Below are 19,939 nucleotides of genomic sequence, written 5' to 3'. Positions count from 1 at the left end.
ACGCCCACCACCCCCCCGCTGGCGGCGAGTCCACCGCCCGTCGCGCCCCCCGGGCGCAACCCGCCCCCCGCCCCCCGGGGCCCCCCGCCCGCCCCCGGCGGTCACCGGTCGGCGGCCGTTCTGCCGGGCGCGTGCGGTCAGGCCGCGGCCGGCCGGGCGCAGGCGCCCGCGGCGCACGCCGTGAGCCACTGGTCGAAGTCGGCGTCGTAGCGGGTGCCGATGCCGTCGTGGTAGACGGCGTATCCGCCGGCGTAGTCACCGACGCGGAAGCGGGCGAGCATGCGCCGGACGTCGTCGGGGTGCTTCTCGAGCATGTACCGCACGGCGAGGTAGCCCCACGGGTAGGTGCGGGTCACGTCGCTGTTGTCGTACGTGTTCTCGAACAGGGTGCTCAAGCGGTAGGTGTGCTTGCCGGCCTCCTGGACCGCCTGGTCGTCGGCGAGGCCGCGGTAGCTGTAGGAGACGTACTCGGCGATGCCCTCGATCCACCACACGTCCGGCACGGAGATCTGCCGCGCGAAGTCGCCTTTCATGTCGTCGCGGGCGTCCAGGAAGTGCGTGTACTCGTGGTTGAGGTTCCAGATCCGGGCCGGGAAGCCGTCGTCGTAGTTCTTCTGGTACATGATCGACATCGGCTGGTTGGCCGGGTCCGACGGGTCGCCGCCCAGCGTCATGCCGCCGTTGTCGGTGCTGATGCCGTACATCGCGCCGGCGTACGTCTGGTAGTCGGTGCGGCCGGCGAAGACCACGAGCCGGAGGGTGGAGGCGTACTGCCCGGGTATCCGGCCGTCGGCCCCGACGACCGAGCCGAAGTAGCCGTCCTGGCGGAGCACGCTGGCGCAGGCCGCGTCGAGGTCGGCGGCGGTCAGTGCCTGGGCCCGGACGGTCACGTTCGCGTCGCAGTGGTGCGTGACGGGCAGGACGGCCTTGTCGAGCTTGTCCGGCAGGTTGCAGACGTCGTAGTAGGCGCAGTCGTCCCGGTCGTAGGCGGCGGCCTGCGTGGCCACGGCGACCCACAGACCGGCCGTCGGACCGGTGATCGCGGTCCGGTCCAGCAGGTCCTTGGTCAACGGCCGTACGGTGTCGCGCAGTTGGGGGTGCTCGGTGTAACGGGCCAGGTTCATCCCGGCGTTGGAGTCCAGGAAGGCCAGGGCGGTGCCGAGCTGGTCGGTGTTGGCCAGCGCGAAGTCGTACAGGGTGTCGACGATGCGCGGGTCGGCCTCGACCGCCTGCACGTACCGCGGGTTCCAGTTGCCGCGCCACAGCGGCGTGTAGACGTCGTTGACGGCCCTGATCATGCTGTCGACCGCGTCGTAGGAGCTGTCGTAGTCGTCCAGCAGCCGCCGGTAGACGTCCAGGTAGCGGCCCTGCTGGTCGGCGCTGTCGGTGAGGATGACGGTCTCGCCGAGGATGTCGCCGTTGGCCGCCGAGACGTCACGGGAGTGGGGGCGGGCGAAGAAGGCGTCCAGGCCGCTCGTGACGGCGGTGGTGAGGCGGGCGGTGTACGGGCCCACGTCTGCGGGGTGGTTGAACTGCACGTAGTAGCCGGCGCGCAGGAAGAGGACGAGTTGCAGCAGGCCGCCGGAGTTGTCGCCGCGGTACTGCCCGGCGGTGCGCGTGAACGCGTTCGCCACGGTCAGCATCTGGGCCTGGCGGAAGACGGCGCGCGCGTCCGGGCCGGTGACCGGGAAGAGGGTGTTGACGCAGTCCGGGGTCGCGGCCTTGACGTAGGCGACGAGGGCGGAACCGGTACGGCTGCCGAAGTCGGCGGGCGTGCAGGAGGCGGCCTTCACCGCGCTTCCGGCCGGCTTGGCGAACAGCGGGCGCTGCGGCGGGAGTTGAACGGGGCTGAGGCGGCTGGCCCGGGTCGCGGGGTGCTCGGTCGCGGCGGTGGACGCCGCGGCGGGCGACGGCACGGCGAGGTGTGCGCGGGGCGCGGTGCCGGTGGCCGTTCCGGGGTGCGGCCGGGGTGCCGCCAGCGCGGGAGTGGACAGCAGGCCGGCCAGGGTGACACAGACGGCGGCGGCGCCGGCGATGCGGCCGGCCGTGCCTCTCGGCGTGCGTCCGGGCAGCGCGAAGCGATAGCGCATCTGGATTCCTCCACGAAGGGACGCGCCTCTGTGGGGTGTTGAGGCGTGTGAGGCACTGTCCCAGCGCGTCACCCGCCCCAACAATGGCGTGTGACATAGCACATGGCACTGGCCGCTCATAACATCGCGGCACGCCCGTGACCCGCTCGGCCCGTCCTGCTCCTAGGCTCCGGCGGTGCTCCAGGTGCGCGAGGCCCAGGTGCGCAGGTGGGGTGCCTGGGCGACGAGGTCGCGGTACGCGGCGGTGGCGGACTGGAACACCGTCTCCACGACGTCGTCGGCGACGGTGTCCGGCCGCCAGGCCAGCACATAGCGGCACCACAGCGGGGAGCCGGCCAGCGGCTTGACCACGACGTGCGGGATCGGCCGCAGCGTCGGCTGCACCAGGGACACGCCGAGGCCGTCGGCGATCATGCTCTGCAGCTGGGTCTGGTCGCCGAGCCACTCGTGGACGGTCACCGGCGTGAACCCGGCCGCGGCGCAGGCGCCGTAGAACACCCCGGGCCAGCCGGCGCCGTCGTCCGGGGTGACGAACCAGGCGTCGTCGGCGAGGTCGGCGAGCTGCACCTGGGCGCTCTGCCGGAGCCGGTGCCGGGCGGGCAGGGCGACGAAGGTGGGTTCGGTGACGATGCCGCGGTGCCGTACGGCGGTCGAGTGCCGTAGTTCCATGCCCGGGTAGTCGGCGGCGATCGCGGCGTCCACCGCGCCCTCCTCCAGCAGCTCCACGATCCGCGAGGACGCGTAGACGCTGGTGACCGAGAGGGTCAGTTCGGGCAGCCGGGTGCGGACGCGGGAGACCGTACCGGACAGCACCGGCGAGTTGGTCGCGGCCACGCGCAGGGTCCGGCGGGGTCGGGCCACGGGCGGGCGGTGCCCGATCGCGGCGGCCCGTGCGAGGACGTCCCGGGCCTGTTCCACGACCTCGACGCCGTAGCGGGTGGGCCGGACCCCGCTCGGGCCGCGCTCGAAGAGCGGCTCGCCCAGGTGGCGTTCGATGCGCCGCAGCTGGGTGCTGACGGCGGGCTGCGAGTAGCCCAGCTGCGCTGCGGCGCGGCCCACACTGCCCGCGTCGGCGATCGCGCACAGCACCCGCAGGTGCCGCAGCTCCAGCTCCATCGTTTCCCTTCCCGTCCGCACCCGCGCCCGTCACGATTTAGGCGCCGCGCGCACCCCTCGCCGGCCGCACCCACCCCCGCCGGCCCGAAGCGTTCCACCGCCCCGCCCCGGACACAAGTCGCAGCTCCGCCAGGGTACGGCCGCGGGGGGGCGGGTCCGGACCCGGGCTTCCCTGCCCCAGGGGCCTGGGACTTCCCCGTCTGCGGAGCCGGGACTTCCTCGTCTGCGGAACCGGGACTTCCCCGTGTGCGGGACCGGCCTTTCCTACGTGCGAGCCCGAGACTTCGCCGCCCGCGGGACCAACGTCCCCCGACGCGCGAGCCCGGGCCTTGTCCCCCAGCCGCGGACCCCGGGCTCCCACCGGCAACTCCATCACCGCTCGCCTGCCGACCCACACTCCTGTGCGGTGAGGGCCCCGGCCCCGCGTCCTCCTCGGGTGCCCCGCCGGGACGTCAGTCGCCGGGGTTGACGTGGTGCGCGTGGCGGCCCAGCAGCTCCGCCACCCGCATGAACCCGTCCGTGCCGTGGCCGAGGCCGATGACCCGGCGGGCCAGGCCCTCCACCGAGCGCATCACGCCCGCGTCGATGCCATGGGACTCGGAGACGTCGACCACGTGGGCCATGGTGGAGGCGGCCGAGGTGATGGGGTTGATCTCGCCGGAGTAGGTGCCGTCGTCGGCGTCCGCGGCGAACTGGTCGAACAGCGGCGGCAGGATCGCGGCGATGCCCTGCGCGAAGGCGGCCAGTTCCCGGGCGGTGACGCCCTCCGCCCGGGCGATGGCCACGGCGTGCACGTACCCGGCCATCGCGGTCCAGAAGATGTCGAGCAGCGCGATGTCGAAGGTGGCGGCGCGCCCGATCTCCTCGCCCAGGTGGGTGTGCGTCCCGCCGAGCCGCTCCAGCACCGGCCGGTGCCGCTCGTACAGGTCGCGCGGGCCGCTGTGCAGGAAGACGGCCTCCGGCGTGCCGATGCTGGGCGCCGGCGTCATGATCGCGCCGTCCAGGTAGCCGATGCCGTGCTCCGCCGCCCACCGGGCGGTGCCGCGGGCCCGCTCCGGCGTGTCGGCGGTCAGGCTCACCACGGTACGGCCCTTCAGCGCGCGGGTGACGTCGGCACCGCGCAGGATCGCGTCGGCCGCTTCCTGGTTCACCACGCAGACCAAGGTCAACTCGGAGGCGGCGACGGCCTCTTCGGCCGACGCGGCACTGGTGGCCCCCAGTGCGGTCAGCTCCCCGTCCTTGCCGGGCGTGCGGTTCCAGACCGTGGTGCGCAGGCCGGCCGCGAGGAACGCGCCGGCCAGCGACCGGCCCATGGGGCCGAGACCGAGCACGGTGACGGCAGGAAGATTCGACGAGGTGGACATGTTGCAACTCCCGTACGTGATGAGCGTATGCGGTGTGGACAAGGCGGCCGGGCGGCCGTGAGGAATCGAAGAGGGACGACGATGACGCGCAGCCGTGCACAGGACCCGAACGTCTGCGGAGTGACCGCCGCGATCGCCGTGATCGACGGCAAGTGGAAGACGTCGCTGCTGTGGCTGCTGGAGTCCGGCCCGCGCCGGCCCGGCGAACTGCGCCGCCGGCTGCCCGGGTTGACCGAGAAGGTGCTGACCCAGGCACTGCGCGAGATGACGGAGGACGGCGTGGTGCACCGGGAGGTGCACGACGTGCTGCCGCCCAAGACCGTGTACTCGCTGACCGCGTTCGGCCGCGACCTGGCCACCGCGCTGGACCCTGTGGCCGAGTGGGGCCACCGCCGTCTGGAGCGGCTGCGCGAACACCACAGTGAACACCACAGCGAACGCGAGCACGAAGCGGCCTCCTGAGGCGCCGCCGCCGTCCCCTCCTTCTCTTCCGCGGCAGCCCCTGACCTCGTGAAACAGCCTCTCCCGGCGGCCGTGAACTGCCAAGTACCCACAAAAAAGTGGGTGTCCGCCCCCCTGACGCCCCGGCACCCCGGTGCGGACTTGCACCTCGGCCGCTGCCCGCCCTAAGCGCTGATCCTGTTTGCCTAAACCCTTTAGGAAGCTGCATAATCCTTTGCGGCAGACGGGAGAAGTACAGACGGGAGAAGTGATGATGGCGCGTGCTGGCCTGACCACCGAACGGCTGGTGCACGCCGGCGCCGAGCTGGCCGACGAGGTCGGCTTCGACCAGGTGACGGCGTCCGCGCTGGCCCGGCGGTTCGACGTCAAGGTCGCGAGCCTGTACTCGCACCTGCGGAACTCCCAGGACCTCAAGACCCGGATCGCGCTGCTCGCCCTGGAGGAGCTGGCCGACCGGGCCGCCGAGGCGCTGGCCGGCCGGTCCGGGAAGGACGCCCTCGCCGCCTTCGCGCACGTCTACCGGGACTACGCCCGCGCCCACCCCGGCCGCTACGCGGCGGCCCGGCACCCGCTGGACCCCGCCACCGCGGCCGGCAGCGCGGGCGTCCGGATCGCGCAGCTGACCCGGGCGATCCTGCGCGGCTACGACCTGGCCGAGCCCGACCAGACCCACGCGGTCCGCCTCCTCGGCAGCGTGTTCCACGGCTACGTCAGCCTGGAGGCGGCCGGCGGCTTCAGCCACAGCGCGCCCGACTCGCAGGAGTCGTGGACCCGGATCCTGGACGCCCTCGACTCCCTGCTGCGCAACTGGCCCGCCCACCCCTGAGCCCCTGGACGCAGGCAGACATGATGCACACCACCCCCCTCACCGGCGCCCTGATACGCGGCGCCCTCGAACTGGAGCGCACCGCGCACGGCCTGCTGCCGCACCGGCTGCCCGCCCGGGCCCGCGCCCAGTGCGCCGACCCACAGCTGGCCCTGGTGGAGTCGCAGCCCGCCGGCGTACGGCTGGTCTTCCGCACCCGTGCCACCACCGTCGAGCTGGACACCCTGCCGACCAAGCGGGTCTACACCGGCGCACCGCCCCGCCCGGACGGCGTGTACGACCTGCTCGTCGACGGACGCCCGGCCGGCAGCGCCTCCCTCGCCGAGGGCAGCACCCTCACCATCGACCTGGGCACCGGCGCCGCCGAGCACCGGCCCGGGCCGGTCGGCACCGTGCGGTTCACCGGCCTGCCGGGCACCGCCAAGGACGTGGAGATCTGGCTTCCGCACAACGAGACGACCGAACTCGTCGCGCTGCGCACCGACGCCCCCGTGGAGCCCGTACCGGACCGGGGCCGCCGGGTGTGGCTGCACCACGGCAGTTCGATCAGCCACGGCTCCGACGCGGCGACCCCCACCACCACCTGGCCGGCGCTCGCCGCGTCCCTGGGCGGGGTGGAGCTGATCAATCTCGGGCTGGGCGGCAGCGCGCTGCTCGACCCGTTCACCGCCCGCGCGCTGCGCGACACCCCCGCCGACCTCATCAGCGTCAAGCTGGGCATCAACCTGGTCAACACCGACCTGATGCGGCTGCGCGCCTTCGGGCCCGCCGTCCACGGCTTCCTCGACACCGTCCGCGAGGGCCACCCCGACACCCCGTTGCTCGTCGTCTCCCCGGTCCTGTGCCCGCTGCACGAGGACACGCCCGGCCCCACCGCCATGGACCTGGCGGCCCTGGGCGAGGGACGGCTGCGGTACCGGGCCACCGGGGACCGGGCCGAGCGGGCGGCCGGGAAGCTCACTTTGGAGGTCGTCCGGGAGGAGCTGGCCCGGATCGTGCGCGAGCGGGCGGCCGAGGACCCGGCCCTGCACCACCTGGACGGCCGGGAGCTGTACGGCGAGGCCGACTTCGCCGAGCTGCCGCTGCCCGACGGCCTCCATCCGGACACCGCCGGGCACCGCCGGATCGGCGAACGGTTCGCGGCGCTGGCGTTCGCCCCGGACGGCCCCTTCGCCGGCCGCGCCGCCTGACCGGGCCCCGGCGGCTCACACCAGGTGGGCGAAGACGACCAGGTTGTCGGTGTAGTCCCGCACCGTGTGGTCGTAGTCCCCGGCGCAGGTGATGAGCCGGACCTCGGGGCGCGAGGCGTCCGCGTACACCCGTTTGCTCGGGAAGTCGTCCTTGGGATAGGTCTCGGCGCTGTCCACGACGAAGTCGGCGGTGCGCCCGTCGGCCCGCTCCACGGAGAACCGGTCGCCGCGCTCCAGCTCGTACAGGCCGGCGAAGACGGCCGCGGAGGTCACCGTGTCGACGTGCCCGGCGATGATCGCGGTGCCCTCCTCGCCGGGCGAGGCACCGCCGGAGTACCAGCCGACGAGGTTGGTGTCGGCCGCGGGCGGCGGCTGCAACTGGCCCGAGTCACCGAGGGACAGGGTGGTGAAGGGGGCGTCCACGGAGATCTTCGGGATGCGCAGCCGGGTCGGTGTGGACCGGGGCAGTGACTCGCCGGTGTCGCGCGGGTCGACCGGCGCGGCGGCGCCGGTGCCCGAGGCGCGGGGCGCCTGCGGGGTGTCGTCCGGCTGCTGGTGACCGCCGAACATGCTGACGGCGAGGAAGGCGGCCGCCACGCCCCACAGCGTGAGCCGCCCGCCGCGGCCGGCGGCCCCTGAGGGGGGCGGGGAGGAGGGATCTGCTGCCATCGGACACCACCTCGCTCGACAAGGGCAGCACGGGGGTCGGGACGGGATCGGGACGCGGCCGGGGCCGGCGTCCGGGGCGGGACGCAGGGGGCACGGGCCGCCGACGCGGTGCGTGCGCCGACGGTGCCCGCAGCCCCTGGGACGTTCCGGCCCGTCAGGACACCGGCTCGGCGGCCTTCTTGCGGCGCAGCGTGTACGCGCCGGCGGCACCTACGGCGAGCACGGCGAGGCCGCCCGCGGTGACGCCCGGCGTGGCGAGCGCGCCGCCGCCGGTGTGCATGCCACCGCGCGGCTTCTCGTGGTCGTCACCCCACTCGCTCTTGTCGCCCTTGTCACCTCTCTCGCCCCGCTCGCCCTTCTCCCCCTTCTCCCCCTTCTCACCCTTCTCGCCTTTCTCGCCCCTCTCCTCTCCGCTGTCGCCGCCCTTGTCCTTGTAGCTCTCGGGGTCGAAGCGGCTGTCGTCGCCCGAGCCCCAGTCGTCGCTGCTCACCGCGGCGAGGGCTCCGCCACCCGTGTGCATTCCGCCGCGCGGCCCGTCGTGTTCCCGCCCGGAGCCGCGTTTGTTGCCGTAGTCCTTGTCCTGGTCGCTGTCGGATCCCTTGTCCTCACGGTCGGAGTCGCTGTCGTGCTCCTTGCTGTACGAGGAGTCGTCCCCGCCGCTGTCGCGCTCGGCCGGTACGGCGAACGCGGCGCCGGGTGTGGCGAAGGCCAGGGCGGCGGCGGCAGCCGCCGTTGCCAGGAACATGCGGGCAGAGCGCATAGTGATGTCCTTCCGCCGTGACCGGGCAGCGGATACCTCATCAGCTGGGTGAACCCGGCCTCGACATGAACCACCGTCAGTGAGGCCCCTGACTCCCACCATCCGAGCCGCCCAGCCGGGTCACCACGCCACCCGTCTGCCCCAGCGCGCCGGGTCCGGGGCCCCTCGTACGGGCCAATCGCCGAAGCGGCACCGACGACGGCCGCGGGGGCCGGACGGGCGGAGCCGAGTCCCCCTCTTGTTATGACCGCCGTCATAACGCAGGCTGGTGCCGACAGCACGGCAGGCCGAGGCGGCGGGAGGAAGCAGTGGCTGACGGAATGGCCCGGGCCCTCTGGGAACGGTACGAACCGGTGCACCAGCTCGTGTACTTCGCACCGGAGGCGCACCGGGCGGCGGAGGGGCTCGGGCTGCGCGGGTTCTGGATGGGCTACTTCGCACTGCGCGCCGCCCCGCTCGGCGCGGCGTCCCCGTCCGTGGTGACGAGCTGTTTCTACGTCTTCCACCCCGCGCGGGTGGGCCGGGCCCTGCCCGACGCCTGGGCGTACGCCGCTCCGGCGGACGCGCTGGCGGCCCGCCGGGATGCGGTGGACGCGGCGATGACCCGGCTGTTCGGGGCGGACACCGTCGCATCGGCCGCGTTCGCGGAGACCGCGGACCTCGCCTGGGAGGCCGCCGCCGGCGCGGATACAGCGGGACGGGTGCTGGGCGCCGCCAATCAGGCGCTGGAACGCCCGGACCTGCCCACCGCACGCCTGTGGCAGGCGCTGACGACCCTGCGCGAGCACCGCGGCGACTCCCATGTGGCGGTGCTGGTCGGCCTGGGGATCGGGCCCGTCGAGGCCATGGTCCTCAAGGCGGCGGCCGGCGAGTCCGACGGGTCCTTCCTGCGCGAGACGCGGAAGTGGCCGGAGGAGGACTGGGCGACGGCCGTGGCGCGACTGAGCGCGGACGGCCGACTCGCGGCGGACGGCTCGCTCACGCCCTCGGGGGCGGCCCTGCGCGCAGAGGCCGAGGCGCTCACCGACGCGGCGGCCGAGGGCCCGTGGAACACACTCGGCCCCGAGCGCAGCGGTCACCTGGCCGCACTGCTGGAGCCACTGGCCCGCGCTGTCGGCGAGTCGGGACTACTGCCGGCCGGGAATCCGGTGGGACTGACCGCGACGACGTACCCCACCGGCCGCTGAGAAGCACCCGCACGACGGACGACCCACGGCGCACGGTCGCCCACGCCCGCGAAGACCCAGGAGCCGTGGAGCGCCCGGGGTGCGGAAGAAAGCGGGAGGCTGGTCGCAGTCATGGAGCCGGCGGCCCGCGCGGTCGGCGAGCCCAGGGTGCTGCGGGTGGGGCTGACCGGAGGACGTACCCCGTCGGCCGCTGAGAAGCACCCGCACGACAGACGGTCGCCCACGCCCGCGGAGCCCATGCTGTCGGGCGGGGAGCCGGTGGGGCTGTCGGCCGCTGGGGAGCGGTTCGGTGCCGGCGTCCCCGCCCGGGAGGGCCGGGACGGGGTGCCGTACGGAGGGTGCGGCGCCGCGGGCTACCAGGTCACCGGTAGCCGCTCGGGGATCCGTTTCATGAAGCCGGTGCGCCACACCAGTTGGCTCGTCGGGACCGCGAGGGCGAGGTTCGGCAGGCGGTCGAGCAGGACCTCCAGGGCGATGCGGGCGTGCGCGCGGCCGAGCGCGGTGGCGGGGCAGTAGTGGGCGCCGCCGCCGAAGGAGAGGTGGTCGGCGGCGTTGTCGCGGTGGACGTCGAAGCGGTGCGGGTCGGGGAACTTCTCCGGGTCGAGGTTGGCGCCCTCCACCAGGACGAGGACGAGTTCGCCGGCGCGGACGTCGACGTCGCCGAGCCGGACGTCCTCCAGGGCGAGGCGGGGCAGGGCGTCGCCGATGGAGAGGTTCACCCGGAGCAGTTCCTCCACCCCCGGGCCGATCAGGTCGGGGCGGTCCCGCAGCAGGTCGCGGGCGATGGGGTGGGTGAGCAGGTGGACCAGGGCCATGGCGAGGAAGCCCGAGGTGGAGATGGTCCCGGCGCCGAACAGGGTGACGCCGACGGTGGCCAGCATCTCGTCGCTCAGGTGCGCGTACTCGGGGTCCTCGCGCAGGGCGGCGAGTTCCCCCATCAGGCCGTGCGTCGCCGGGTCGTCGAGCAGGGCCGTCATCCGGGCGATGTCCCGGTCCCAGTTGAGCCGCGCGCCGGTGATCGGGCACGGCGAGTTCATGAAGGCGATGTCGAGGCTGCGCAGGAAGGCGGGGGCCTCGGTCTGCGGGATGCCGAGGATGCGGCAGTGCATCCCGGCCGAGTACGGCTCGCAGAACGCCCCGCGCAGGTCGGCCGTCGGCCCGTCGGCGACGATCAGGTCGACCAGGCGGTGGGCCTCGGCGCGCAGCCAGTCGGTCAGCCCCGGCGCCTTGGGGTTGAGCGCCTTCATCACCGCGCGGCGCAGCCCCGCCCCGGTGATGTTGCCCATGTTGTTCACGACCTCGGGCGGGATCGTGAGCGCGTACTGGCGGGGAACGCCCGGTGCGGAGGTGTCCTTGAGGGAGAACCGGTCGTCCTTGAGCACCTGTGCGCACAGCTCGTAGGAGGAGACCAGCCAGGCCTCGTCGCCGGCGATGGTCCGCACGCGCCGCACCGGCGTGGCCTCGCGCAGCTCGGCGACCTCGGCGGGCACCCGGGTGCCGTCCCAGGAGAACGGGAAGGCGGGCAGGGGAGGATGGTCGGTGCGGGTGTCGGGGGCGGTGGTCATACCGCGGCTCCTTCCAGGGCGGTGGGCGTGACGATGGCGTGGCCCTGGTTGCGGGAGGCACGCAGGCCGGCGCCGCGGGAGTACAGCAGCTCGGCCATCGGCAGGAGTTGGTGGTAGCAGTTGAGCGAGGAGGGCACCTTGAGAATGGCCGGGGTGTCCAGGAACAGCGGGGCCTCGGCGCAGACGTACTCCAGGCACACGGCGCGCTGCCGCTCGGTCGGCGTCTCGCCGCGCGCCGCGAGGAAACGATTCACCAGGGTCTCGCAGACGGACCGGAAGGCACCGTCGGTAACCAGCCGCTCCTTCAGCTGGCGGTGGATCTCCTGATAGGCGGGGTTGGTGCGGAATTCGGACATCGGATGCCAGTCGAGCCGGACGCCGTCCGGGTCGGCCGCCGACACCGCGTCACGGACCTTGGCGCGCACCCCGCGCAGGTTCTTCACGGCCTTGCGGCGGGCCTCGTCCGGCGGATAGCCGGAGGCCTCGTACATCTCGGCGACGTACAGGTCGGTGTAGACGAAGTCGACCCGGTCGAAGTGGTCCAGCCCCCAGCGGGCGAGGTCGTGCAGGCGCCGGGCGGAGAAGTAGCTGTTGCCCGGGGACACACCGATCACGGCGTGTGCGCCCTCGCTGAGGATGACCTCGCAGTGGGAGGTGTACGGCTGGACTTCGAAGACGTCGGCCATCAGCACGGATGCTGTGGTCACGGGGGAGATCCTCCGCCGCGCGCTAGTCCCTGGGAGGCCCTGTGCCCCCGGTGTGGCGACGCGGCGCCCTCACGCTAGCGGCATGAGATCAATACGGGTAGTTACCGCCTGGGTTTGGCTGAAAACAGTCGTATCAATGGTTGAAGTCCTCGGCGAGCGGCCTTGTTTGCGGGTCGTACCCTGGGGCCGTGGTCAACCGAGACGAGGATCCAGGACAGGTGGCGGCCCGGCTCACCGGGCGGCCGGTCACCGGAGGCCGGCGGGCCTCGGGGTCACCCGCCGAAGTCCTGCTGGACGACGGAACTCCGGTGATGGTCAAGCGTGGCGACGGTCCGCGGGCGGTGCGCGCCGAGGTGGCGGGGCTGCGCTGGCTGGCCGCCGCGGACGCGGTGCGGGTGCCGGCGGTGCTCGGGTACGACGAGCACTGGATGGTGACCGAACGGGTGCCGACGGGCTCCCCCGACCCCGCGGCAGCGCTGCTTTTCGGCCAAGCACTGGCCGCTCTGCACGCGGCCGGCGCGCCCCACTTCGGGGCACCGCCGCCCGACGGCCCGGAGGACGCCTGGATCGGCCGGGCTCCCCTGCGGAACGCACCGGGCACCGACTGGCCCCGCTGGTACGCCGAGCACCGCGTCCTGCCCTATGTGCGCGGCGCGGTCGACCGCGGCACGCTCCGGCCGGGCGAGGCGGCCGTGTTCGAGCAGGTCTGCGCCCGGCTGCCGGAGCTGGCGGGTCCGCCGGAGCCGCCCGCCCGGCTGCACGGCGACCTGTGGAACGGGAACGTGCTGTGGGGCGCCGACGGCGAGGTCCGGCTCATCGACCCGGCCGCGCACGGCGGCCACCGGGAGACCGACCTGGCGATGCTCCGGCTGTTCGGCTGCCCCCACCTGGACCGGGTACTGGCCGGCTACCGGCAGGCGGCACCGCTGGCCGACGGCTGGCGGGACCGGGTGGGACTGCACCAGCTTTTTCCGCTGCTGGTGCACGCGGTGCTGTTCGGGCGGGGATACGCCGAACAGGCCCTGGCGGCGGCGCGGAACGCGCTTTCGGGATGACCTCGCCGGGCCACCCCTCCGGGCCGCGATCACGGTGCGTAAGGAAACCAATCACCCGTTCGACTCGTATAAGGACGTGAAAGCCTAATCAGGGAGAGACCATGCAACCGTTCACGCTCAACTACGCGCGCCCCGCTGTGCAGTTGGACGTCACCGCACCGTACGCGTACGACTCCGGACTGCAGTTGAACGTCCTCCCGGACGGGCGGATCGCCGCCACCGACCACGTGACCCTGAGGGCGCTGGGAACCACGACCTCGACGGCCGGTTCCAAGACGCACTTCGACGACTGAAGCGCGGACCTCGACAGATGACCGTGCTCATCCTGACCAGTGAAGAGGACGTGACGGCGGACATGGTGGTCCTCCGGCTGGGCGAGGCCGGGGTGCCCGTCGTCCGGCTCGACCCCGCCGATCTGACCAACGGGGTGGCGCTGTCGGGCGAGTACGTGCAGGGCGCCTGCCGGGGACACCTGTCCGTCGGCGGGCGCCTGGTGAGCATGAACGGCCTGCGCTCCATCTGGGTGCGCAGACCGGGAACCCCGGCCGCCCGCGCCGCCCAGCCGTCCGCCTGGCTGACGGAGGAGTCGGCGCAGGCGCTGTACGGCATGCTGCGCTGGAGCGACGCCCGCTGGATGAACCATCCGGACGCCGCCCGCCGGGCCCGGCACAAGCCCTGGCAGCTGCACCTGGCCCAACGCAGCGGCCTGCCGGTGCCGGCCACCCTCATCACGACGTTCCCGCAGGCCGCGCGGGAGTTCGCGGATCGCTTCCCGGACCTGGTGGTCAAACCGGTCTCCGGCGCGCATCCGCAGGAGCCGCCCCGGGCGGTGCCGACCAGCCGGGTGGCACCGGACACCGATTTCACCGCGGTGGCCTTCGGCCCGACGCTGCTGCAACGGCGGGTCGCCAAACGGGCCGACATCCGGCTCACCGTCGTCGGCGGCACCCTGCTGGCCGCGCGCAAGCCCGCCGATCCGGACGCCCATCCGGACGACGTGGACGTGCGTTTCGCCCCGTCGGTCTCCCCCTGGCTGCCCGCGGACGTGCCACCGCGTGTCGCCGAGGGCGTGCTGCGCTACATGGCCGGCGCGGAACTGGCCTATGGCGCCTTCGACTTCGCGGAGGACGCCGACGGGATCTGGTGGTTCCTCGAGTGCAACCAGTCCGGCCAGTTCGGCTTCGTGGAGATGGACACCGGCCAGCCGATCGCCGCCACCATCGCCGACTGGCTCGCGGGGCAGGCCGCTCCGGGCCGCAGGTGTGCGGAGGGCGACCGGAGCGCAGCCTCTTGAGGGGGCGGGGAACGGCTCGCACAACAGGTCCTGGAACGGCTCGGAGAAGGGAACGCGACATGCGCATCGGACTGCTGGGGACGGGCCCGTGGGCGCGGGCGGCGTACGCACCCGCCCTCGCCGGACACACCGGTCTGGAGTTCGCCGGGGTGTGGGGCCGCCGGCCGGAGGCGGCCACGGCGCTCGCGGAGCAGTACGACGTCGCCGCGTACGCCGACGTGGACGCGCTGCTGGCCGACGTGGACGCGGTGGCGGTGGCCCTGCCGCCCTCCGTGCAGGCCGAACTGGCGGTACGGGCGGCCCGGGCGGGCCGTCATCTGCTGCTGGACAAGCCGCTGGCCTTGTCGGTGGCCGAGGGGCGGGCCGTGGCGGAGGCGGTGGAGCGGGCCGGGGTGGCCTCGGTGGTGTTCTTCACCGCGCGCTTCCAGAAGGAGCCGGAGGACTGGATCGAGGAGCAGGCCGCCGAGGCGGGCTGGTTCACGGCGCGGGCCCAGTGGCTGGGGGCGGTGTTCACGAGTGACAGCCCGTTCGCGGCCTCGCCGTGGCGGCGGGAGAAGGGCGCCCTGTGGGACGTCGGTCCGCACGCCCTGTCGGTGCTGCTGCCGGTCCTCGGCGACGTACGGCACGTGGTGGCGGCGGCGCACGGTCCGGCGGACACCGTGCACCTGGTGCTCGACCACGCCACCGGCGCGTCGAGCACCCTCACGCTCAGCCTGTCGGCCCCGCCGGCGGCGGCCGGGGCGGACGTGGAACTGCGCGGCGAGGCGGGGGTGACGGTCCTTCCGGGCAGTTCGGAGGGGGCCGTCCCCGCGCTCGCCCGGGCCGCGGACGCCCTGGTACGGGCGGCCCGCACCGGCCGACCGCACTCCTGCGACGCCGCGTTCGGCCTCCGGGTCACCGAGATCCTGGCGGCGGCGGAGTCCCGCCTGACGAGCGGGACGGAGTAGGCGGCGGGCGTGTACCGGGCTCCCCAGCGGTGGGCCCGCTGGGGAGCCAGGAACGGGTCCCGGTCGCCCTCGTCCGTGACACGGCGTGGAGCAGTCGTGGGGGGTGCTGCCGGCGTCGGCGACCTCGCAGGTCAGGCGGGCGTCACGGGCTGGGACGTCGCCGACGGCGGCCGGGCCCGGGGTGACGTCCGACGAGGGGACGTGGTCGGGCCGTAGGGTCCGGGTGCGGGCCAGGAGCAGGGCGATGTCGTCGGTGTCGCCGGTCACGGGGCCCATGCGGGCGCCGGACACCGGGATCACGTCGAACCAGTCGCCGCCGGCTCGGGGCCGGACCAGCTCCCTCCCACGTCCTCGGCGAGTCGGTGACCGGGGCCCCGGTCACCAGGACCTTCCGCCTCGGCCCTCCGAGGGTGTCGGTCCGGAGTCCGGGCAGCGGCCGGCACACCGCCCAGGCGGAGCGCGGCTCCCGGTCCATCACCGCCGCCGGCCGGGAAGCCGCCGACGACCGACTCGCCCACCGTCGGCATGGCGGCGCGGTGGGCGGCGGGCCGGCCGACGGCCTCCGGTGCCGGGTAGCCCGGCAGGTCCTCGGCGCCCCGGGCCCAGCCGCGCACGACGCCGCGGCCGGGGAGCACGACGGCCGCACCGGTGGCCGCCTCGGCCATGGGTTCCGTCCTTGCACATGATCATGGTGCTGCTTGTGCGGCGGTCGGGCACGGTCCGGATGGGGGGCGCAGCGCTGTGTCGCCCTCGCGCAGGACCGGAGGGAGCATGGAAGGAACCGGACCCGGGCCGGGCTCGCCGCGCTACGACCGGTGGCGGTGCGGTGGCCGGCGCGTGCCGCCGGCCGGTACAGGAGGCTCAGGGATGACAGCCGAATCCTTCCCGCCCGACGGTGATCCGTACGAGTCCGATCCGCCCCGGCGGACCAGCCTGCTGGACGTGCTCAGCGTGGCCGCGCTGGTCCTCGACACCGACGGGCGCATCGTGTTCTGGACGCCGCAGGCCGAGGATCTGTTCGGTTACTCCGCGAGCGAGGCGCTCGGCAGCCCGGCGGCGCGTCTGATCATCCATCCCGAGCACCTGCAATCGGTCGTCAAGCTGTTCGCGGATGTCATGGAGACGGGCCGGAGCTGGGCCGGCGCGTTCCCCATCCGGCACAAGGACGGCAGCACGCGCGTGATGGAGTTCCGCAACATGCGGCTGCTCGACGACCTCGGGGACGTCTACGCCCTCGGCCTCGCCGCCGACCACAGCCTGCTCCAGCGCGTCGAGACCGACCTCGCCCTGTGCGAGCGGCTGATCAACCAGTCCCCGATCGGTCTCGCCCTCATGGACCCCGAGCTGCGGTACCTGCTGGTCAACCCGGCGCTGGAGCGGATCGACGGCATCCCCGCCGAGGACCACCTCGGTCGCCGGCTGCGCGAGACCCTGCCCTTCCCCGATGTCGACACCGTCGAGTCCGCGCTGCGCCAGGTGCTCACCACCGGCACCCCGCTGCTCGACCAGTACCACGTGGGCCGGCCCCGCTCGGACCCCGAGCACGAGCACGCCTGGTCCCTGTCGTTCTACCGCCTGGAGGACCCCAGCGGGCGGGTCCTCGGCGCCGCCATGTCGGTCGTCGACGTCACCGAACGGCACCGCGCGGCGGCCGAGGCGGACCGGGCCCGGCGCCGGCTGGCCCTGATCGCCCACGCCTCCACCCGCGTCGGCACCAGCCTGGAGGTGGAGCAGACCGCCGCCGAGCTGGCCGAGATCGCCGCCGGTGAACTCGCCGACGTGGTCGCGGTGGACATACTCGACTCCGCTCTGGCCTGCCGCCGCGTGCGCGAGCCGGACAACGGGCCGGAGCTGTTCCGCGCCCTTGCCCTGAGGGCGGCCCACCCCACCGTGGCGCTGCGCGCCGCCGACGCCCCCGGCGACCTCGCCTCCTACGACGGGGACCGCCTGGTCACGCTGTGCGTGCACACGGGCCGCCCGGTCCTGGTGCGGCACGTCGGCAAGAACGATCTGCGGCGGATCGCCCGGGACGCCGAGGCCGCCGAGCTGCTCGAGCGCTCCGGTGTCCACTCGTACCTCGCCGTACCGCTGACCGCCCACGGCGAGGTGCTGGGCGCCCTCGACCTCAAACGCACCCGCAATCCGGCCCCGTTCGACGAGGACGACGTCGTCCTGGCCGGTGAGCTGGCGAGCCGTGCCGCCATCGCCATCGACAACGCCCGCTGGTTCCAGAGCGTGCGCAACACCGCCCTGACCCTCCAGCGCAGCCTGCTCCCCGACCATCCGCCGCACCACACCGGCCTGCAGCTGGCCTCTCGGTACCAGCCGGCGCAGGCCACCAGCGAGGTGGGCGGCGACTGGTACGACGTCATCCCCCTGACCGGTGAGAAGACCGCCCTGGTCGTCGGGGACGTCATGGGCAACGGCATCGACGCCGCCGCCACGATGGGCCGGCTGCGCACCGCCACCTGCGCCTATGCGGATCTGGACCTGGATCCGGGCGAGGTGCTGCAGCACCTGGACAAGATCACCTGCGATCTGGAGCACTACATCGTGACCTGTCTCTACGCCGTGTTCGACCCGCACACCCGACAGTGCCGCATGGCCAACGCGGGACACATGCCGCCCGCGCTGGCCCGCACCGGCGAGGCCGCGGTCCTGCTCGACCTGCCCTCCGGTGCGCCGCTGGGCGTCGGCGGCATCCGGTTCGAGACCACCACGGCCGAGCTGGGGCCCGGCGACCTGCTCGTGCTCTACACCGACGGCCTCGTCGAGACCCGGCAGCACTCGATCGACGACCGGTTGCACACCATGCTCGGCTTCCTCGACGCGCCCGAGCGGCCCCTGGAGGAGACCTGCGACCTCCTGCTGTACGGCCTGAGGCACCCCGACGACCACGACGACGTCGCCCTGCTCGTGGCCCGGGCCCTGTAGACACCCGACCGTCTCGGCCGGCACGACCAGGACGCCGGAAGCCCGTGCGTCGGCCACACGCTGCGCGCGGGACCGACCGCGGGACGACCGCTTCCCCTTGAGCAGAGCGTGACGACGGGCCGCGCCGAGTCGGCCGGCCCGGCCCTGGTACTTCGCCCTGCGCGCGGAGCGTTCCGTCGGCGGCGTAGCTTGGGGATGTGGCATCGGTGCGCGGCTGGGCGTCGCGCGGGCACCTGGAGGATCGCGGCTGGCTGCGGGGCGCGCCACCGCCGTGGTGGGTACGGGTGCTGCCGGTGCTGCTGCTCGTGGCCGTCGGCTCGGCGACGCTGGTCACGCCCCAGGCGCGCGATCTCGGTTTCCTGCTGGGGGCCATCCCGCCGCTGGCGGTCCTGTCGTACGGTCCGGCGGCGACCGGTGCGCTGGGGGTGGGCGTGGTCGTGGTGCTGAACGTGCCGGCCACGCATCTGAACCGCCCCGGCGACACCGATCTGCTCACCATCGTGTTCGTGGCCGCGCTGAGCGTGTTCGTGTCCTACGTGCGCAGCCACCGGGACGCCCAGCTGAACACCGAACGGGCGATCGGCGAGGCGGTGCAGCGAGCCGTGCTGCCGCCGCTGCCGGAGCGGGTCGGGCGGGTCGGCTGCGCGGCCTTCTACCGGGCCGCGCAGGACGGGACGCTGGTGGGCGGCGACTTCTTCGACGTGCGGCACGGGCCGCACGGGGTGCGCGCGGTGATGGGGGACGTGCAGGGGCACGGGCTGTCGGCGGTCGCGACGGTGGTGTCGCTGCTGGGCGCGTTCCGGGAGGCGGCGCTGGACCAGCCCGACCTGGAGTCGGTGGCGGCCCGGCTGGACCGCCGGCTCGCGGTGGACTCGGCGGACGTACGGCACGCGGAGCTGTTCGCGACGGCCCTGCTGCTGGAGTTCGCCGCCGGTTCGACCGCGGTGCGGGTGGTGGCCTGCGGCCATCCCGCGCCGGTGCTGCTGCACGGGGACCGGGCGCGGGAGGTGAGCGCCGCGCCCGGTCCGCCGCTGGGCATCGGGCTCCTCGACGTCGACCGGCCGAAGGAGGTCACCGTGCCGCTCGGTCCGGGCGACCGGATCTTCCTGGCCTCCGACGGCGTGTGGGAGGCGCGGGACGCCGCCGGCGCCTTCTATCCGCTGCCGGAGCGGCTGGCCGCCCTGGCCCGCATCCCGTCCGCCGAGCTGCCCGCCGCGGTGTGGGCGGACCTGCTGCGGCGGCACTACGCGGTCCGCGACGACGCGACCATCCTGGTGCTGGCGCCCGAACCACCGGCCCGCTGACCCGGCCCCCGCCCGCCGGTCAGCCCACGTCCCACAGGAAGCGGTGGGTGTGGATGCCGAAGTACGGGAAGGAGCGGATCTCGCGGACGCCCTCGATGGGACGGACCACGTCGTTGACGAAGTCGAGCAGCGCCTTGGGGCCGGGAGCGACCACCTCGGCGAAGAGGTCGAAGCCGCCCGAGGTGAGCACCGAGTAGACGACCTCGGGGCGTTCGGCGAGGGTGTCGGCGACGGCCCGCGGGTCGCCGTCGACGCCGATGCCGAGCAGCGCCATGGCCTGTCCGCCCATGGCCATCGGGTCGGTGACACCGACCACCTGCACCGCCTTGGAGTCCAGCAGGCGCTGCAGGCGCTGCCGGGCCGCCGAGGCCGACAGTCCGACCCTGGGTCCGAGGTCGGCGTAGGCGATACGGCCGTCGGTCTGCAGCTCGCGCAGGATGGCCCGGTCGATGTCGTCCATGTCCTTCAC

At 73.8% G+C, this 19,939-nt stretch carries 19 protein-coding genes; 10 read left to right on the top strand and 9 right to left on the bottom strand.

Annotated features, from left to right (window positions below; all coding sequences use genetic code 11):
- Positions 1-137: 137 nt before the first annotated feature.
- The 3 genes from ABZ923_RS21730 to ABZ923_RS21720 all read right to left on the bottom strand — a co-directional run bounded on the left by ABZ923_RS21730 (position 138) and on the right by ABZ923_RS21720 (position 4,570).
- A complete protein-coding gene (locus tag ABZ923_RS21730) occupies positions 138-2,090 on the bottom strand; it encodes a collagenase (RefSeq protein WP_361474226.1) in 1,953 nt (650 codons plus the stop codon).
- A gap of 162 nt (positions 2,091-2,252) precedes the next feature.
- Entirely contained in the window at positions 2,253-3,206 is a 954-nt protein-coding gene (locus ABZ923_RS21725; RefSeq protein ID WP_361474223.1) for a LysR family transcriptional regulator, read from the bottom strand.
- A 452-nt stretch (positions 3,207-3,658) separates the two neighbouring features.
- Positions 3,659-4,570, bottom strand: a complete 912-nt coding sequence (locus tag ABZ923_RS21720) for an NAD(P)-binding domain-containing protein (protein ID WP_361474220.1) — start codon at positions 4,568-4,570, stop codon at positions 3,659-3,661.
- Between the two features lie 81 nt (positions 4,571-4,651).
- Here ABZ923_RS21720 and ABZ923_RS21715 point away from each other — a divergent pair, with 81 nt between their 5' ends.
- From ABZ923_RS21715 to ABZ923_RS21705, 3 genes are all read left to right on the top strand, one after another.
- Positions 4,652-5,032 (top strand): helix-turn-helix domain-containing protein, encoded by a 381-nt coding sequence (locus ABZ923_RS21715; RefSeq protein WP_361474217.1) that lies wholly within the window; start codon positions 4,652-4,654, stop codon positions 5,030-5,032.
- Between the two features lie 253 nt (positions 5,033-5,285).
- A complete protein-coding gene (locus ABZ923_RS21710) occupies positions 5,286-5,858 on the top strand; it encodes a WHG domain-containing protein (protein ID WP_361474238.1) in 573 nt (190 codons plus the stop codon).
- 23 nt (positions 5,859-5,881) lie between these two features.
- Positions 5,882-7,048: a GDSL-type esterase/lipase family protein gene (locus ABZ923_RS21705; RefSeq protein ID WP_361474235.1), complete on the top strand. Its 1,167-nt coding sequence runs from the start codon at positions 5,882-5,884 to the stop codon at positions 7,046-7,048.
- A 15-nt stretch (positions 7,049-7,063) separates the two neighbouring features.
- Here the strand turns inward: ABZ923_RS21705 and ABZ923_RS21700 are convergent, their stop codons facing one another.
- The gene (locus ABZ923_RS21700; RefSeq protein ID WP_361474214.1) at positions 7,064-7,717 is read right to left on the bottom strand and encodes a class F sortase; all 654 of its coding nucleotides are present in this window, start codon (positions 7,715-7,717) and stop codon (positions 7,064-7,066) included.
- A 154-nt stretch (positions 7,718-7,871) separates the two neighbouring features.
- A complete protein-coding gene (locus ABZ923_RS21695) occupies positions 7,872-8,477 on the bottom strand; it encodes a hypothetical protein (protein WP_361474211.1) in 606 nt (201 codons plus the stop codon).
- 308 nt (positions 8,478-8,785) lie between these two features.
- On the opposite strand from ABZ923_RS21695, the gene ABZ923_RS21690 reads away from it, so the two are divergent.
- Entirely contained in the window at positions 8,786-9,664 is an 879-nt protein-coding gene (locus tag ABZ923_RS21690) for a hypothetical protein (protein WP_361474208.1), read from the top strand.
- Between the two features lie 353 nt (positions 9,665-10,017).
- Here the strand turns inward: ABZ923_RS21690 and ABZ923_RS21685 are convergent, their stop codons facing one another.
- Together ABZ923_RS21685 and ABZ923_RS21680 are read right to left on the bottom strand one after the other, a co-directional pair.
- A complete protein-coding gene (locus ABZ923_RS21685; protein ID WP_361474206.1) occupies positions 10,018-11,229 on the bottom strand; it encodes a cytochrome P450 in 1,212 nt (403 codons plus the stop codon).
- Positions 11,226-11,936, bottom strand: coding sequence for a tRNA-dependent cyclodipeptide synthase (locus ABZ923_RS21680; RefSeq protein ID WP_361474203.1), 711 nt, complete (start codon positions 11,934-11,936; stop codon positions 11,226-11,228). Before ABZ923_RS21680 ends, ABZ923_RS21685 begins: the two co-directional genes overlap by 4 nt.
- 188 nt (positions 11,937-12,124) lie before the next feature.
- On the opposite strand from ABZ923_RS21680, the gene ABZ923_RS21675 reads away from it, so the two are divergent.
- The 4 genes from ABZ923_RS21675 to ABZ923_RS21660 all read left to right on the top strand — a co-directional run bounded on the left by ABZ923_RS21675 (position 12,125) and on the right by ABZ923_RS21660 (position 15,232).
- Positions 12,125-12,991 (top strand): fructosamine kinase family protein, encoded by an 867-nt coding sequence (locus tag ABZ923_RS21675; protein WP_361474200.1) that lies wholly within the window; start codon positions 12,125-12,127, stop codon positions 12,989-12,991.
- Positions 12,992-13,092: 101 nt separating this feature from the next.
- Positions 13,093-13,284 carry a putative ATP-grasp-modified RiPP gene (tgmA, locus tag ABZ923_RS21670; protein WP_030340556.1) on the top strand — a complete coding sequence of 64 codons (192 nt, stop codon included), beginning with the start codon at positions 13,093-13,095 and terminating at the stop codon, positions 13,282-13,284.
- Positions 13,285-13,301: 17 nt separating this feature from the next.
- Positions 13,302-14,285 carry an ATP-grasp ribosomal peptide maturase gene (gene tgmB, locus ABZ923_RS21665; RefSeq protein ID WP_361474197.1) on the top strand — a complete coding sequence of 328 codons (984 nt, stop codon included), beginning with the start codon at positions 13,302-13,304 and terminating at the stop codon, positions 14,283-14,285.
- A gap of 59 nt (positions 14,286-14,344) precedes the next feature.
- Positions 14,345-15,232 (top strand): Gfo/Idh/MocA family oxidoreductase, encoded by an 888-nt coding sequence (locus ABZ923_RS21660; protein WP_361474194.1) that lies wholly within the window; start codon positions 14,345-14,347, stop codon positions 15,230-15,232.
- A gap of 296 nt (positions 15,233-15,528) precedes the next feature.
- Here ABZ923_RS21660 and ABZ923_RS21655 read toward each other — a convergent pair whose 3' ends face one another.
- A complete protein-coding gene (locus ABZ923_RS21655; RefSeq protein ID WP_361474241.1) occupies positions 15,529-15,897 on the bottom strand; it encodes a hypothetical protein in 369 nt (122 codons plus the stop codon).
- A gap of 202 nt (positions 15,898-16,099) precedes the next feature.
- Here ABZ923_RS21655 and ABZ923_RS21650 point away from each other — a divergent pair, with 202 nt between their 5' ends.
- Positions 16,100-18,166, top strand: coding sequence for a SpoIIE family protein phosphatase (locus ABZ923_RS21650; RefSeq protein ID WP_361474191.1), 2,067 nt, complete (start codon positions 16,100-16,102; stop codon positions 18,164-18,166).
- A 197-nt stretch (positions 18,167-18,363) separates the two neighbouring features.
- Positions 18,364-19,470, top strand: a complete 1,107-nt coding sequence (locus ABZ923_RS21645) for a PP2C family protein-serine/threonine phosphatase (RefSeq protein ID WP_361474188.1) — start codon at positions 18,364-18,366, stop codon at positions 19,468-19,470.
- 19 nt (positions 19,471-19,489) lie between these two features.
- Here the strand turns inward: ABZ923_RS21645 and ABZ923_RS21640 are convergent, their stop codons facing one another.
- Entirely contained in the window at positions 19,490-19,930 is a 441-nt protein-coding gene (locus tag ABZ923_RS21640; protein ID WP_361474232.1) for an Lrp/AsnC family transcriptional regulator, read from the bottom strand.
- Between the last annotated feature and the right edge of the window lie 9 nt (positions 19,931-19,939).

It is taken from the genome of Streptomyces sp. NPDC046881, from assembly GCF_040645015.1.
In the GTDB taxonomy this organism is placed as follows: Bacteria; Actinomycetota; Actinomycetes; order Streptomycetales; family Streptomycetaceae; genus Streptomyces.
The sequence above is the reverse complement of the archived record's forward strand: the minus strand, read 5'-3'. Positions and strand labels throughout refer to the sequence as shown.

Excerpts from the sequence above, each read along its gene's own strand:
- ABZ923_RS21650 (WP_361474191.1), top strand. The coding sequence starts at position 16,100 with ATGACAGCCGAATCCTTCCCGCCCGACGGTGATCCGTACGAGTCCGAT.
- tgmA (WP_030340556.1), top strand. The coding sequence starts at position 13,093 with ATGCAACCGTTCACGCTCAACTACGCGCGCCCCGCTGTGCAGTTGGAC.
- ABZ923_RS21710 (WP_361474238.1), top strand. The coding sequence starts at position 5,286 with ATGGCGCGTGCTGGCCTGACCACCGAACGGCTGGTGCACGCCGGCGCC.
- ABZ923_RS21705 (WP_361474235.1), top strand. The coding sequence starts at position 5,882 with ATGCACACCACCCCCCTCACCGGCGCCCTGATACGCGGCGCCCTCGAA.
- ABZ923_RS21655 (WP_361474241.1), bottom strand. The coding sequence starts at position 15,897 with ATGGCCGAGGCGGCCACCGGTGCGGCCGTCGTGCTCCCCGGCCGCGGC.
- ABZ923_RS21640 (WP_361474232.1), bottom strand. The coding sequence starts at position 19,930 with ATGGACGACATCGACCGGGCCATCCTGCGCGAGCTGCAGACCGACGGC.
- tgmB (WP_361474197.1), top strand. The coding sequence starts at position 13,302 with ATGACCGTGCTCATCCTGACCAGTGAAGAGGACGTGACGGCGGACATG.
- ABZ923_RS21695 (WP_361474211.1), bottom strand. The coding sequence starts at position 8,477 with ATGCGCTCTGCCCGCATGTTCCTGGCAACGGCGGCTGCCGCCGCCGCC.
- ABZ923_RS21685 (WP_361474206.1), bottom strand. The coding sequence starts at position 11,229 with ATGACCACCGCCCCCGACACCCGCACCGACCATCCTCCCCTGCCCGCC.
- ABZ923_RS21730 (WP_361474226.1), bottom strand. The coding sequence starts at position 2,090 with ATGCGCTATCGCTTCGCGCTGCCCGGACGCACGCCGAGAGGCACGGCC.
- ABZ923_RS21725 (WP_361474223.1), bottom strand. The coding sequence starts at position 3,206 with ATGGAGCTGGAGCTGCGGCACCTGCGGGTGCTGTGCGCGATCGCCGAC.
- ABZ923_RS21660 (WP_361474194.1), top strand. The coding sequence starts at position 14,345 with ATGCGCATCGGACTGCTGGGGACGGGCCCGTGGGCGCGGGCGGCGTAC.
- ABZ923_RS21715 (WP_361474217.1), top strand. The coding sequence starts at position 4,652 with ATGACGCGCAGCCGTGCACAGGACCCGAACGTCTGCGGAGTGACCGCC.
- ABZ923_RS21720 (WP_361474220.1), bottom strand. The coding sequence starts at position 4,570 with ATGTCCACCTCGTCGAATCTTCCTGCCGTCACCGTGCTCGGTCTCGGC.
- ABZ923_RS21700 (WP_361474214.1), bottom strand. The coding sequence starts at position 7,717 with ATGGCAGCAGATCCCTCCTCCCCGCCCCCCTCAGGGGCCGCCGGCCGC.